Consider the following 14,739-nt stretch of genomic DNA (forward strand, 5'->3'; position numbering starts at 1 on the left):
TAAATTATTGGAACGAGTCTATTTTGGCAACGTTCCCGATAACGATTGCATAAATAAACTTGGCAGATCGTTTTCAATTTTCTCCCCGAATCTCTATTCTCCGAAAGATTTCCAAATGGTACTTTTAGTACAATAAATAGGCTTATTGGAATTGTTCAAATGAGCCTGTGACGGGAAATCAAAAGTGCCTTATCATCCCTAAGCCTCTTTCCAGATAAAATATTTCAACAGATTAGTTACAAATCTGTGTTAAGTAACTCTATGCTTATTTGTAACTATTGATGGAAAAAATGTAATTATTTTGTAAGGGGTGATCTATCAAGTGATCGTCAGAATTGACAGTTTATGGTGAACTACTATTAATGGTTAAACAATCAATGCGTATGAAAAGAAACTTTACAAGTATTGGCCACTGTATGATGCGTTGGGCAATGGCTGGTGCGGTGATGACGGGTTTTACAGGGCAGGCCTATGCAATGAGGCCTTCAAATCCGACCATCAGGGTTATCGACAGGACAGTTTCAGGAAAGGTGACTTCCGTGGAAGACAACCTTCCGGTTCCCGGTGTTTCGGTTGTACTGAAAGGAAGTAAAAGCGGTACCAATACCGATGCCGACGGTACTTTCAAGATCAGTATTCCGGAAGACAATGCGGTCCTCGTGTTTTCAGCAGTGGGTTTCGTGACGCAGGAAGTTACTGTTGGAAATAAGAGCGTGGTGGACATTGTACTCGCCAGCGATCAGAAAATATTGACGGAAGTCGTAGTTGTGGGTTATGGTACGCAAAAGAAAAGCCAGCTGACCGGTGCGATTTCGTCGGTTGGGGCAAAAGAAATTAATGAAATGCCTATTACCAACCTCGGGCAGGCGCTGCAAGGCCGTGCGGCCGGGGTGGACGTGACGCAGTCGGGTTCGAAGCCGGGAACGGTGCCGAAAATCCTGATCCGCGGTCGTCGCTCGTTCAATGCAGGTAACGATCCGCTGTATGTAGTGGACGGTATTCCTTTGGCAGGAGGTTATGAAGACATGAACCCCAACGACATTCAGTCGATGGAGGTTTTGAAAGATGCTACCGCCACGGCAATCTACGGTTCGCGTGGTGCGAACGGGGTTGTGATCGTGACGACTAAACGCGGCGGACAGAAGGGGAAAACGACCGTCAGCTACGACGGTTATGTAGGTGTCTCCAAAGCACTGGATAAAGTGGAGCTGTTCAACGGTACTGAGTTTGCAGAGTTTGTACGCGAAGCTTACCGTGCGACGGGTGGTTATAAAGACGCTGCCGGCAATGCTATCCCGACCGGTGTGATCAATGCGGAGGCTGACGCGAAAGTGGCGGTACTCGGCGGTGATCCCAACGTGGCCAAAGGTATTGCTAATGGCACAAGCACCGACTGGCAGGATCTCGTGGTTAAAACCGGTGTGATGCAAAATCACTCGGTAGGTATTCAGGGCGGTAACGATCGTACGCAGTTTTACATTTCTGGCGCTTATTTCCGTGATAAAGGTGTAGTAAAGGAAGCAAATTTTACCCGTGTTTCGCTGCGTTCAAACATTGATCATCAAGTAAATAAATGGTTGAAGGTAGGTCTGTCGTCCTATATGATGAACAGCATCCGCAACGGCGACTCTTTGAATACCTATGGAATGACGATTAACCAAAATCCGTTGGCCGTTCCTTATGATGATAACGGCAAGCTGATTTTCTCACCTACCAATGATGCGTTGCTGACCAACCCGCTTGCGGAGCTGGTAAAAGGCGCGCAGGTTGCCGAACTCAAACGTTATCGTATTTTCAACAGCCTTTTCACGGAATTCAGCATTCTGCCGGGACTTAAATACCGTGTCAATTTCGGTCCTGATTTTACCATCAGCCGCTATGGTCGGTTTATAGGTTCGCAAACGAACGCCCGGAAAGGGGGGGATGCCCAGGCAAAGGCGTTGCAAGGGTTCGCTTTCAACTGGACTTTGGAGAATATTATCAATTATAGTAAGACCTTTGGCGGCAAGCATAATTTGAATGTGACACTCCTGCATTCATTCCAGAAAGACCGTGCAGAACTTTTCAGTGCGAGCGTTCAGGGTGTTCCGGTGGAGACACAATCATTTTACAATCTTGGAGCAGCAACTACCATATTCTCTCCTGCAAGCGGCTACATTCCATGGCAGATCAACTCTTACATGGCCCGCGTGAACTATGACTATAATGACAAATACCTTGTTACACTTACCATCAGACGTGACGGTTCAAGCCGTTTCGGAGAAAACAGCAAGTATGGTAACTTCCCTGGTATCGCGGTAGGTTGGAATCTAGGTAACGAAGACTTCCTGAAAAGCGTTACCTGGATCGATCTTCTCAAAATCCGCGCAGGTTGGGGTAAAGTGGGTAACACTGGGTTGGCTCCTTATCAGACACAAGGGTTTCTTGGCCGCACAAGTTATGCATGGAATACGACCCCCGCTTACGGCTATCGTGGTGACAGGATCGGCAACCCCGATTTGAGATGGGAGTCGTCTACAACCGCCAACGTAGGTTTGGATTTCAGTTTCATTCGTGGAAAGGTTCAAGGCTCTTTGGAGTTTTACCAAACTAATACGACTGATCTGTTGCTATCGGACCAGTTGCCCGGGTCAAGGGGATATGCAGCAGTTACCCGTAACGTAGGGGAGACCCGCAACCGTGGTATCGAGCTTAGCTTGACGACCAATAACGTCAACACTGCCGGTGGGTTTAAATGGACAACTGATTTCACTTTTACCAAAAATACGGAAGCTATCCTGTCGCTTTACAACGGTAAGGTGGATGATATCGGTAATGGTTGGTTTATTGGACGTCCGCTGAGTACGGTTTATGATTACCGGAAAATCGGTATCTGGCAAACCAATGAAGCGGATGCAGCAAAAGCGGTAAACAGTGAAGTAGGGCAGATTAAACTGAAAGACATTAACGGTGACGGCAAGATCAATGCCAATGACCGCGAGATTATTGGTTCAGATGTCCCTGATTTTAGCGGTGGTATTACCAACCGTTTGAGCTACAAAGGATTCGACCTTTCATTCTTCTTCTTTGCACGTGTAGGTAACCTGATCCGCAGCGAATTCCACAGAAACAATAATGCTTTGGCAGGCCGCTATCAGCAAATGAAGGTGGATTACTGGACGCCAAACAACCCGACCAACGAGTTCCCGCGTCCGAAAAGCAACCAGGAATTCCCGGTTTACGGCAGCACGCTTACCTATTTCGACGGAACATTCGTGAAGTTGAGAAACGTGAACGTAGGTTACACCTTTACACCTGAGTTGTCGAAAAAGTTGGGAATGGAGTCGCTTCGCTTGTATTCGAGCATCCAGCAGCCGTTTATCTGGGCGAAATACCGCAGCAAATACAACGGTGTTGACCCTGAAACTACCGGCCTTGCAGCAGGTGGTACAGGTGTAACCCCTGCTACGATGGTGATTACATTCGGCGTGAATGCGAAGTTCTGACGGCCTGGTTTTGAAATTTTTAAAGATACTGACAAATGAAAAATATAAGAAAATCGATAGTGGTGTGCGGCATGGCGGCGCTAATGTTTGCCGGGCAGGGGTGTAAGGATGTACTGGACGAAAAGATTATCTCCGGTGTCGGTAACGACTATATGAATACCGCCAAAGGTTTTGAAGATGGCGTAAAAGCTGCTTATTCATCACTGCGCTTTTATTACGGTACACAGCAGGGGCTGACCATGAGCGAGTACGGAACTGATATCTATGCGACTGGTGCGGATGGCGGTTACAAGGGTTTTCATTTTTATGATGGCCAGTTGAATCCAACGGTAGACTACCTGGCAACAACTTGGGATGAGCTCTATAAAGGGATCAATACTTGTAATGCCGTCATAGAAAGAGCCCCGAATGTGCCGGGTGTCGCTGACAACGTCAAGAAGCTGCGTATTGCGGAGGCCAAATTCCTGCGGGGGCATTACTACTACCTCCTGCACCAGCAATACGGCGGTGTTGACCTTTATTTTAATGAAACAGTGGAGCCAACGAAGGAAACCAAGCGTGCAACCGATGCAGAAATGTATGCGGCGATCATCAAGGATCTGAGCGATGCCGTTACCGACCTGGAAGCCAAAGCGCAGTCGAGCGACTACGGCCGGGCTACCAAGCCTCATGCACAGGCATTGCTGGCCAAAGTGTATCTGGCAAAAGGGTATTCGTCAGAAAAAGCGGCAGACGATTTTACGAAAGCAGCTGACCTTCTAAAAGAGGTTTCTACCAAATATGGTTACAAACTGCTCGACGATTTCTCCGCTGTATTTGATGAAAACAACCAGAACCACTCCGAAGTAGTATTTGCAGTGCAATACACTACCGACGCTTTGACGAACGGAACCGGTAACAGCTTGCACCTCTATTTCGGGATGCAGTACGATGTGCAGCCAGGTATGAAGAGGGACGTGTATTGGGGCCGCCCTTTCAAACGTCTGAGACCGACCGAATATCTGCTTAACACCGTTTTTGCCGATCGCGTCAACGACTCACGTTACAAAAAGACTTTCCGTGATACATGGTTGTCCAATAACCCCGGCACTTACAATGCAGCGTCATTTGATGATTCCAAAACCAAAGTAACGTTTGCAGCTGGCGATACGGCGATCTTCATCCCAGGTTATGAAATGACGAAAGAGGTACGTGCTACTAAAAAATACCAGGTACTCGTGCCCAGCAAATACTCGGAAGCATTATTCCCGACTTTGCAGAAGTTCTTTGACTCAAAACGCCCGGACATGACCTACGAGCCAGGTAGCCGCGACTATTACGTGGTACGTCTGGCGGACGTTTACCTGATGCTTGCAGAGGCGTTGCTGCAAACGGGCGATAAAGCTGGTGCGGCAGAAGCCATCAATATGGTAAGATACCGTGCGGGCTGGCCTGGTAAAAAGGACAAAATGCTGATCGATGCGAAGGACCTTACGATGGAAACGATTATCGAAGAACGTGCAAGGGAACTGGCTGGCGAGCAAACCCGCTGGGTAGATCTTAAACGCTGGGGACTGCTCGTGGAAAGGGTGAAAAAATACAACCCGCAAGCATCCGCGATCCAGGCTTACCACGTGTTGAGACCTATCCCTCAGACGCAGATCGACCGGAGCGCGAAAACATCTGACGGCAAGTCGGTGTTCCCTCAGAACACGGGATATTGATCGGTTCGAAAACGAATTTTAATAGGAGGATGGTTGCCATTGGCTGCCATCCTTTTTTTGTTTTAAAACGGAAGTCTGAAAAAAAACATGGCAAAAGCAGCCGAAGATGTGAATGTAGTACGCGCCCGTGCCAATTGTGCACCGTTGGCTGGGGGGAAAATCAATATCGGTACCATCCTCGACGAGCGTGCCCGCGAGCTTTATTTCGAAGAGCCGCGAAAAACCGAGCTGACGCGCATTGCCTACATTTTCGCGCAAACCGGCAAGCCGGCACCAAATGGCAAAACATATAGCCTCGACAAATTCTCCGACGACAATTACTTTTATGACCGGGTTATGGAGAAAAGCGATTTCTATAATAAAGGTGTGAAAACGCGCCATGCGGACGAGTACACGATGAGTCCCTACCACGTGTTGTGGCCGATTCCTCAATCCGCGATCGACGGAAATACGCAGGCGAGGATTAACCAGAACAAGGGATATGCGGGATATGATAAGAATGTACCTCCGCTGACAGAGATACCGAAATAAATCACACGCAATGGCCCGCAGATAGCGGGTCATTGTCGTTTTATGTCGTCTTGGGGTTATGGATTTTTACATTAATCTAAACCTGAGATGAACAGACGGAATTTTCTGCAAAACACTTCATGGGCGATGGCCGCTACCATCGCGGGTACCGGCTGGCTCGAAGCCGCTATAAAGAAAGGGGACATTAAAATTGGATATTCTGCCATTACCTGGGGCGGGAAGGACGAACAGGCCATGGCCGATCTGGCCGGGCTGGGCTTCAAGGGTATTCAGCTGCGGGCCAATACCTTCGGGCCTTACCGTAACAAGCCTTCCGAATTGAAAGATGCCCTGGTTAAAAACAATCTTACGCTCTGCATGTTTTCGAGTGGCAACGTGGAGATCGATCCGGCCAAACTTGAAAGTACGGTGGATACGCACGTGGCGCACGCGAGCTTTGTGAAGGCATTGGGTGGTAATGCGATGCAGCTCACCAATAGTCTTCGCCCGAAAGACCGCGCACCGTCGGTAGAAGAGCTGAAAAAGCTCGCGCAAGTCATGAATGAAGTCGGTAAGCAGACCGCCGACCTAGGCGTGCAGGCTGTTTACCACAACCATATGAACCAGCTTGGTGAAACCCCCGAGGAAGTGGATGCGATCGTGCAGGCCATGGACCCGCGTTACATCAAGTTGCTGCTGGACATCGCGCATTACAAGCAGGGCGGCGGCGAGCCGCACGAGGCGATTATCAAGTATAAGGATATTCTGCATTCGTTGCATTTGAAAGACACCAAACCGGCCGAGACCAAAAGCGGTTACAAGTTTGTAGAACTGGGGCAGGGCAGAGTGGACGTTCCTGCGGTTTTCAAGGCTTTGGATAAAGTGAAGTTCAAAGGCTGGGCAGTGGTGGAACTCGATGGGGTACCAGACCCGGAAAAATCCCCGCTGATTTGTGCCGAAACTAACAAAAAGTATATCACCGAGGTTTTAAAATATCCATTGTAGTCCGAACTGGATTTGTAGGGGTATTCCTATTAATATTTCGTTATTAATGTAATAACTGATATTAGATAGGATGCCCTTTCGCATTTTTCAGTTATTCATCATTTTAATCAGCACAATGAAAAATTCCGATTACCGCTGGCAGCGATGGCCGCGTTCCTCCTTACCGCTCCGCTTCAAGCTCAGAAATCAAAAGATGGCTGGGTAGACCTTTTCAACGGCAAGGACCTGACGGGCTGGAAACAACTCAACGGCCAGGCGAAATATGAAGTGAAAGACGGCGCCATCGTGGGCACTTCCGTGATGGGTACACCTAATTCATTCCTCACAACCGAGAAAGATTACGGTGATTTTATCCTCGAACTCGATGTAAAGGTTGATAACAAGCTTAACTCGGGCATTCAGATCCGCAGTTTGTCGAAACCTGAATACATGAATGGCCGTGTGCATGGGTACCAGGTAGAAATCGACCCTAGCGACCGCGCTTATTCGGCCGGTATTTACGACGAAGCACGCCGCGGCTGGCTATATCCGCTCGACCTGAATCCGGAAGGCAAAAAAGCATTCAAGAGAGACGCCTGGAACAAATACCGCATCGAAGCGATCGGCAACTCGATCCGCACGTTCCTGAATGGAGTACCGGTGGCACACGTGGTGGACGACATGACGCCCGTGGGTTTCATATGCCTGCAAGTACATGCCATCGGCAGTAAGGAAATGGAAGGTACCCAGGTGAGCTGGAAGAATGTACGTATTAAAACTGCCAACCTGAAACCAAGCCCGGCGAGCAATGTGCGCATTGTGAACCTGATTCCAAACAACCTCGATGCTGCGGAAAAAGCACAGGGCTATTCATTGCTGTATGATGGTAAATCGGTAGATCAGTGGCGTTCATACGGCGGCACAGACTTCCCGGCCAAGCGTTGGAGTTATCAGGATGGCGTGATCAATATCTCTAAATCCGACGGCTCCGAAACCGGTAATGACATCGTTACCCGCAAGCTTTACGGACCGGCGTTTGAATATGAATTTGAGTTTAAACTCACAGAAGGAGCCAACAGTGGCGTCAAATATTTCGTAGATCAGAAATTCAATTCCAATGGCAAGTCGGGTATCGGCTGCGAATACCAGGTGCTCGACGACGAGCGTCACCCCGATGCGAAGCTGGGCAAGAATGGCAACCGCACCATTGCTTCGTTTTATGATGTGATCCCTGCGGATCGTCCAAAGAATGCAGTGAAAAAGATCGGTGAGTGGAACCAGGGCCGTATTGTGGTACAGAAAGACGGCACCGTGCAGCATTTCCTGAATGGCTATAAAGTGGTGGAATATGTGCGCGGCTCCCCGCAGTTCAAGGAGTTTGTGGCAGGCTCAAAATTCGCCAAGTTTGAAGGTTTCGGGCTGTCTCAGGAGGGTAATCTGTTGTTGCAGGACCATGGCGACAATGTGTTTTTCCGCAGTTTGAAAGTGAAGGAGATTAAATAGTCCGAAATGGCGGAAAAAAGGTAAAAAATTACAGTAGATAAACGGGCATCCGACATTTAGAGACGATTGCCCGTAAATCGGACCGAATGGCAATCAAAAAGTCAACTTTTATTCAAATCCAATATCATGACCAGTAGAAGGGATTTTCTTAAAAATGCAGCACTGGCTTCTGCGGGTGTCGCAGTAGGCGCCAATGCTTTCAGTGCGGCCAGCTACCGCCGTATCGTGGGAGCCAATGACCGCGTAAGGGTAGGTATCATCGGTTTCTCGGACCGTTTTCGCAGCTCGCTGGCACCTTCCTTCTCGGATCACGCCAAGGAACTGAACTTTGAGTTTATGGGTGTTTCCGATCTTTGGAACCGTCGCCGCGACGAAGCGGAGGCATTCATGAAAGGGAAACCTTATGCGGCAAGCGAATTTGTAAAAGCACGCAATAACGAAGAGTTGCTGGGTCGCAAGGATGTGGACGCGGTAATCATCAGTACTGCCGATTTTCAGCACGCATTGCATTGCGCGGAAGCCGTGAAGTCGGGCCGTGATGTGTATGTTGAAAAGCCATTTGCCGAGACGCTCGAAGATGCGAAGGTGGCATTGAAGGCAGTAGAAGCATCGAAGCAGATCGTGCAGGTAGGCTCGCAGCGCCGCAGTGCTCCCAACTACTGGGCGGCTTATGAATATATCAAATCGGGCAAATTTGGTGACATTACAACTGTTGAAATGACCTGGAACGTGAACCAGCCGGGTCGCTGGAGACGTAAAGACCTTGTTGCGCAAATCCGCAAGGAGGATACTGACTGGGACCGCTTCCTGATGAACCGTCCGAAAGTGGAGTGGAACCCGCGCTACTACCTCGAGTTCCGTCTGTTCTATCCGTACTCATCGGGTATTCCGGGACAATGGATGGCTCACCAGATCGATACGGTACACTGGTTCTCAGGCCTCGACGCGCCGCGTAATGTGGTAGCTAACGGCGGTATTTACACCTGGAAAGACGGCCGTACGAATGTCGATACTTTCAGCGCAGCATTCGAATACGGTCCTTTCGACGACAAGAGCAAGGGCTTCCAGGTGATTTACTCTTCCCGCTTCAACAATGAGGCTGGCGGTGTGAAGGAGTACTACTATTCAAATGGCGGCATGATCAACCTCGATACGAACAAGATCACTTCCGAAGGCGGCTTGAAAGAGAAAGATGCCAAAGGAATGGGCTTGCAGGCGAATTTGCTTCCTGAAATGTCGCTGAAAACCGGTGATAAAATCGCGACCGACGCCAACACCGGCGCCGATCCGATGACTTCGCTGCACATGCGCAACTGGATGGAGTGTATCCGCAGCCGCAAGGAAACGAATGCACCTGCCCGTGTAGGTTTCAATCACTCGGTGGCGAATATTATGGCTACTAAGGCATTGCATACCGGAAAACGTGTGAACTGGGATCCGAAGAAAAAGGAAATCGTGCTTAGCTAACCATTTTAAAAGATCAAACAGTGAATTTGAAACATACTGCTTTGGCACTGACCGCCGTTGCCTTTGCCGGAAGCGCTTTCGCACAGAAGGTGGATCTCGTCCGGAACGATAAGGACAAAAAAGTGGAGGTGAAGATCGATGGAAAGCCATTTACGGCATATTATTACCCCGGCGAGCAGAAACTGAAAAAGGCTGTACTCTACCCGGTAATGACCGCCAAAGGAACGGTGATCACCCGCGGATGGCCACTCGATCCTCGCGCCGGCGAACGTGTGGATCACCCGCACCACGTAGGTATCTGGCTCAATTACGAGGATGTCAACGGTAATGACTACTGGAATAACTCCGATGCCGTAAACCACGAAAAACGCGCTTACGGGACGATTATTCATACCGGCATCACTTCTGCAAAGAGCGGTAAAGACAAAGGTGAGCTCGTTGTTACGGCCGATTGGGTTGATAAAAACGGCACGCTGACCTTGAAAGAGGTAACCAAATACACTTTCAGCGGTAAAGGCGACACCCGTATTATCGATCGCAGTACCACCCTGACAGCGGTATTGCCGGAGGTGAATATGCCCGATGTAAAAGACGGAATGTATGCGATTCGCGTGGCACGTGAGCTCGAACTGCCTTCGAACAAGCCCGAAATCTTCACGGATGCAAGTGGTATTGCCACCAAAGTACCGGTGATGAACAATGAAGGCATTACCGGTAATTATCGTAACAGCAACGGTGTGGAAGGTGAAACGGTATGGGGCAAACGCGCGATCTGGTGTAACCTGACTGGCAAGATCAAGGACGAGAACATCAGCATTGCGATGATCGACCACCCTAAAAACGTGGGCTATCCCGCTTATTGGCACGCGAGAGGTTACGGTTTGTTCGCTGTGAACCCGCTGGGCATGAAAGCGCTTAGCGACGGCAAGGAAACACTCAATTTTAAGTTGAAAAAAGGTGAATCGACGACCTTCCGTTACCGCCTGGTAATTGCTTCAGAGCATTTGAAAGATGCCACGCTGAACGACCTCGCAGCCGCGTACGCGAAGACGGAATAGTTTGTATAATAGCAGATTGAAAGGGTAGCCAGCGACTTTTCGCTGGCTATTTTTTTGCTACCTTAATATCTGTTAGAATGGATTTAGAGCACTATGAAATTGAGAAATTAGATAAACGGACCTATCGCTTTTTCAGCACAGGATCGAAGGGTAAATTTGAAATGCGCGTAAAGTTCACCCATGTATGGAAAAATACCTTTAATCTTGGCTTCGGTGTACTAGATCCGATGACCGAAATACTGGACGATTTGATCGAACTCAGGAATGGCGATAGCCAGAAGATATTGGCAACCGTGGCCAATACAGTCCTCATCTTTCTCGATCTATTTCCCCAAGTAAGCGTCTATGCAACCGGAAGCACCCGAGCGCGCACACGACTTTATCAAATGGGTATCAATAGGATTTTACCACTTTTGAGCAATTATACAGTGACGGGATATAAGTCAAAAATCAGTCGTTGCGAAAATGTTGGCGAAGCGACTTTTAGCCGATACGGGCAATGGCGTGAGATTGAATTGGGAGTCGAGTACGACGCATTCTTGATTTGTAAGGAATGAATGTTTAAATTGGAGTAACCAAAAAAGATAGCTATGTCGGTAATAGAAATTAACAAAATTAAAGTGAAACGAGCTACTGGGCCGATAGTGCGCCCGGTTAATGAGGATGAATTCTTCGAAAAAAAGGCCAACGAGGCCAGGGCTTTTCTAGAAAAGCACCCCGTCCCCGAGCACCTTTTCAAAAAGAAATAACTACTTATCCATCGTTCCGGGAGAATGCCAGCTGATCACATGGTAGGTCGCAGGTGTTTTGCCTACGTTGCGGAGGGTGTGCATCTGGTTGGATGCCTGGAAAATGACCGAACCGGGGCCGACTTTTTTCTTTTCTCCATTTGCTAGCGCCTCTACGGTGCCGTCCTTAATAATAATTACTTCTTCTTCCTGATGCTTGTGAGGCGCATGTGCGGCTTCGCCCGGATTCAATGTGGTCACGTGGCATTCGAGTTCATCAGTTGTGGCTGTCGGAGAACGGAAAAAGGTTCTTACAGAGCCGATGGCGGTCCCTCTTACAGCGATATTGTTCCAGTCGAAAACGGTTGATTCAAGGATGCTGCCTTTGGGCTGGGCGATAATGCAGGTCAAGGTACAACAAACAGAGAGAGAGGCGACGGTTAAGTCTCGTTTAGTGATTTTCATAATAGGGGGTATATTGAGTATTTTAAGTAGAAAGACTTCTATCTGGAATGTTTACCTTGAATATTATGTCAAAATAATTTAAATTTTTATTGGATTAGTTTTAAAAGCAATCTGCGAATGCCATAGTGTTTTGATAATGGGCAAATAAGCATTATCCTTGAAGCCGAAAGGCGGCAAATGCTCCGCTATCGTTTTTGCGCTCAACCCATGGAAGATCAATCAAGAAGAAAGTTCCTGCGAAATGCGGGAATGGCTTCGCTCGCCGCTGTTTCCCCTGTCATTGCCGAGCCGGAAAGGACCAGGGAGCTGTTTATTCATCATGTTTTCTTTTACCTCAAAGAGCCTAATAATGCCCAGCACGAAGCGCAGCTTTTGGAGGGTTTGCATAAGCTCGCCAAGGCTCCGATGATCCAGTACGCGCATATCGGAAAGCCGGCGGTTACCAACCGTTCCGTGATCGTGAAGGACTACACAATTTCCTGGCTGTGTTTTTTCAAGAATATTATTGAAGAAGAGATCTATCAGACACACCCTGTCTACCTCGATTTTATCGAGCATAATGCCCATTTGTGGGAAAAAATGGTGGTGTACGACTCGGTAGGGCCAAAGAAGATAGATTAAATGTATTGAAGCGAAAAGCTATGAAAGAGAATTTCAAGGAAAACCACCCCGAATGCCGGGAGATGATTCTGCCCGTACGCGACGCGCTGGATGTGATCAGCGGAAAATGGAAGATTTCTATCCTCATTGCCATGGCCTTGGGCAGCAAGCGGTTCATGGAATTACAGAATGCCATTCCGAATATTACCCCGCGTATGCTATCAAAGGAGCTGAAAGAGCTGGAAATGAACATGCTGGTAGAGCGCAAGGTGTACGATTCCTTCCCGCCGGTGATCGAGTATGAGCGTACCGAGCATGCCCGCACGCTCGAACCGTTGATCGAAGAACTCCGCAAATGGGGCGAATACCATCGCCTGGTAATTACCGGTACGAACATCGAGCATCCCGTAAAAGAATTGCAGGACTGAGGTAGAGTCGCCGGCCCGGAGACTTTGTGATCTTGAAATAAAATTCGTTTGAATGTAATGAAGTTACTCCCCCATTTGGCGGCCCTGCTGACCGTTGTCAGCCTGAATTTTTCTCCTGCATTTGCACAGCATTCGGACGCGATCCGGTTGAATCAGGTCGGATTTTATACCGCAGCACCCAAAGTAGCGGTTATTGCTGCCGAAGCGGGAGGTACATTTGAGGTGAAGGAGGCTAAGTCGGGAAAAACGGTTTTAAAAGGAAAACTAGGGGAAGTTCGCACGAGCCAGCATTCGGGAAAGCACACCCGGCTGGCGGATTTCAGTAAGCTGCAAAAGCCGGGAGCCTATGTCATTGAAATAGCAGGATTGGGAAAGTCTGCCGTATTCAGCATCGGTGACCGCGTCCATCGAAGCGTTGCCGAGGCCGCATTGAAAGGGTACTATTATCAGCGTGCTTCCATTGAGCTACCCGAAAAATATGCAGGCAAGTGGGCGCGCCCTGCCGGGCACCCCGATGAGAAGGTGTTGATTCATGCGTCGGCTGTTTCGGACCGGCGGCCTGAGAATACTGTAATTTCTTCGCCAAGAGGTTGGTATGATGCTGGGGATTACAATAAATACATCGTCAATTCCGGCATTACGATGGGAACATTACTCTCGTTATACGAGGATTATCCGCTCTATTTCGAAGATTTTAACACCAATATTCCCGAGAGCAACAACGGTGTTCCCGATTTACTCGATGAGATTGTCTGGAACCTGCGATGGATGCTCACGATGCAGGATCCCGCGGACGGAGGTGTTTACCACAAGCTTACGAACCCGCGTTTCGATGGGATGATTATGCCGGATGCCGCGAAAAATCCCCGGTATGTGGTGCAGAAAGGCACCGCTGCAACGCTGGATTTCGTTGCGGTAATGGCACAGGCGTCGCGGGTGTTCAAAAATTTTGACAATAAATTCCCCGGCCTTGCCGATTCCTGCATTACGTCGGCTGTGAAGGGCTGGCAGTGGGCCGAAAAGCATCCGGCCGTCCTGTACAACCAGGAAGCTATGAATAAGGAGTTTGATCCCGACGTGGTTACCGGAGCGTACGGCGACCGTTCCGTGAAGGATGAGTGGATTTGGGCGGCGAGTGAAATGTATGCCGCTGCGGGTAAGCCTGAGTATATCAAAAATATCGATCTGGAATTGCAGCAACCCATGACCCTGCCGACTTGGAGCCAGGTGAAAACATTGGGATACTACACATTGCTCCGTTTTGCAGAAGCTTTGAAATTGCCCTCGGAGCAGTTTGATGCATTGCGGAAGAATGTTCTGAGTTACGCAGATAACCTTTTGACAAACCTGGAAGCGCAACCATATCATACCGTAATGGGCAAAATGGCACAGGATTATGCCTGGGGCAGCAGCTCGGTGGCGGCTAACCAGGGAATTGCGTTGCTGTATGCCTATCGCCTGTCAAAAGATCAAAAGTACCTTCACGCGGCATTGGGTAACCTCGATTACCTGCTCGGGCGCAATGTAACCGGCTACTGTTTCCTCACAGGCTTTGGCGCGAAGCGTGTCATGCATCCGCATCATCGCCTTTCGATAGCCGATGGAATCGTAGACCCCTTACCGGGCTTGCTCTCGGGTGGCCCTAATCCGGGGCAGCAGGACAAATGCGCGGGTTACCCGAACAAATTTGCCGACGAGTCGTTCACCGATAACGATTGCTCATACGCCTCCAATGAGATCGCGATAAATTGGAATGCACCAATGGTTTATCTCGCCGCTGCAATGGAAGCAACGATGAAATAGGCGTG

The 14,739-nt window shown here is 48.9% G+C and carries 12 protein-coding genes; 11 read left to right on the plus strand and 1 reads right to left on the minus strand.

The window, feature by feature from the left end; translation table 11 throughout:
- Positions 1-431: 431 nt before the first annotated feature.
- The 8 genes from CLV60_RS24070 (at position 432) to CLV60_RS24105 (ending at position 11,267) form a co-directional block, all read left to right on the plus strand.
- Positions 432-3,485, plus strand: coding sequence for a SusC/RagA family TonB-linked outer membrane protein (locus CLV60_RS24070; protein ID WP_106598147.1), 3,054 nt, complete (start codon positions 432-434; stop codon positions 3,483-3,485).
- A 35-nt stretch (positions 3,486-3,520) separates the two neighbouring features.
- Positions 3,521-5,188, plus strand: a complete 1,668-nt coding sequence (locus CLV60_RS24075; RefSeq protein WP_106597945.1) for a RagB/SusD family nutrient uptake outer membrane protein — start codon at positions 3,521-3,523, stop codon at positions 5,186-5,188.
- A gap of 87 nt (positions 5,189-5,275) precedes the next feature.
- A complete protein-coding gene (locus CLV60_RS24080) occupies positions 5,276-5,719 on the plus strand; it encodes a RagB/SusD family nutrient uptake outer membrane protein (protein ID WP_229211109.1) in 444 nt (147 codons plus the stop codon).
- A gap of 87 nt (positions 5,720-5,806) precedes the next feature.
- Complete coding sequence (locus CLV60_RS24085) at positions 5,807-6,703, plus strand: sugar phosphate isomerase/epimerase family protein (RefSeq protein WP_106597946.1); 897 nt, start codon at positions 5,807-5,809, stop codon at positions 6,701-6,703.
- 144 nt (positions 6,704-6,847) lie between these two features.
- Positions 6,848-8,185 (plus strand): 3-keto-disaccharide hydrolase, encoded by a 1,338-nt coding sequence (locus tag CLV60_RS24090; protein WP_106597947.1) that lies wholly within the window; start codon positions 6,848-6,850, stop codon positions 8,183-8,185.
- Between the two features lie 126 nt (positions 8,186-8,311).
- On the plus strand, positions 8,312-9,652 hold the full coding sequence (locus tag CLV60_RS24095) for a Gfo/Idh/MocA family oxidoreductase (RefSeq protein WP_106597948.1): 1,341 nt from the start codon (positions 8,312-8,314) through the stop codon (positions 9,650-9,652).
- A gap of 41 nt (positions 9,653-9,693) precedes the next feature.
- A complete protein-coding gene (locus tag CLV60_RS24100; RefSeq protein ID WP_106598148.1) occupies positions 9,694-10,710 on the plus strand; it encodes a DUF6807 domain-containing protein in 1,017 nt (338 codons plus the stop codon).
- 77 nt (positions 10,711-10,787) lie between these two features.
- Positions 10,788-11,267, plus strand: a complete 480-nt coding sequence (locus CLV60_RS24105) for a DUF6934 family protein (RefSeq protein WP_106597949.1) — start codon at positions 10,788-10,790, stop codon at positions 11,265-11,267.
- 192 nt (positions 11,268-11,459) lie between these two features.
- On the opposite strand, the gene CLV60_RS24110 is transcribed toward CLV60_RS24105, so the two are convergent.
- Positions 11,460-11,903, minus strand: coding sequence for a cupin domain-containing protein (locus CLV60_RS24110; RefSeq protein ID WP_106597950.1), 444 nt, complete (start codon positions 11,901-11,903; stop codon positions 11,460-11,462).
- Between the two features lie 207 nt (positions 11,904-12,110).
- Between CLV60_RS24110 and CLV60_RS24115 the strand changes: the two genes are divergently transcribed.
- Genes CLV60_RS24115 through CLV60_RS24125 form a run of 3 tightly spaced genes read left to right on the plus strand, consistent with a single transcriptional unit; the run spans position 12,111 to position 14,734 of the window.
- A complete protein-coding gene (locus CLV60_RS24115; protein ID WP_106597951.1) occupies positions 12,111-12,524 on the plus strand; it encodes a Dabb family protein in 414 nt (137 codons plus the stop codon).
- A 20-nt stretch (positions 12,525-12,544) separates the two neighbouring features.
- Positions 12,545-12,931 (plus strand): winged helix-turn-helix transcriptional regulator, encoded by a 387-nt coding sequence (locus CLV60_RS24120; protein ID WP_106597952.1) that lies wholly within the window; start codon positions 12,545-12,547, stop codon positions 12,929-12,931.
- 57 nt (positions 12,932-12,988) lie between these two features.
- Positions 12,989-14,734, plus strand: a complete 1,746-nt coding sequence (locus CLV60_RS24125; RefSeq protein ID WP_106597953.1) for a glycoside hydrolase family 9 protein — start codon at positions 12,989-12,991, stop codon at positions 14,732-14,734.
- Positions 14,735-14,739: the final 5 nt, after the last annotated feature.

The sequence above is a fragment of the Dyadobacter jiangsuensis genome (assembly GCF_003014695.1).
In the GTDB taxonomy this organism is placed as follows: Bacteria; Bacteroidota; Bacteroidia; order Cytophagales; family Spirosomataceae; genus Dyadobacter; species Dyadobacter jiangsuensis.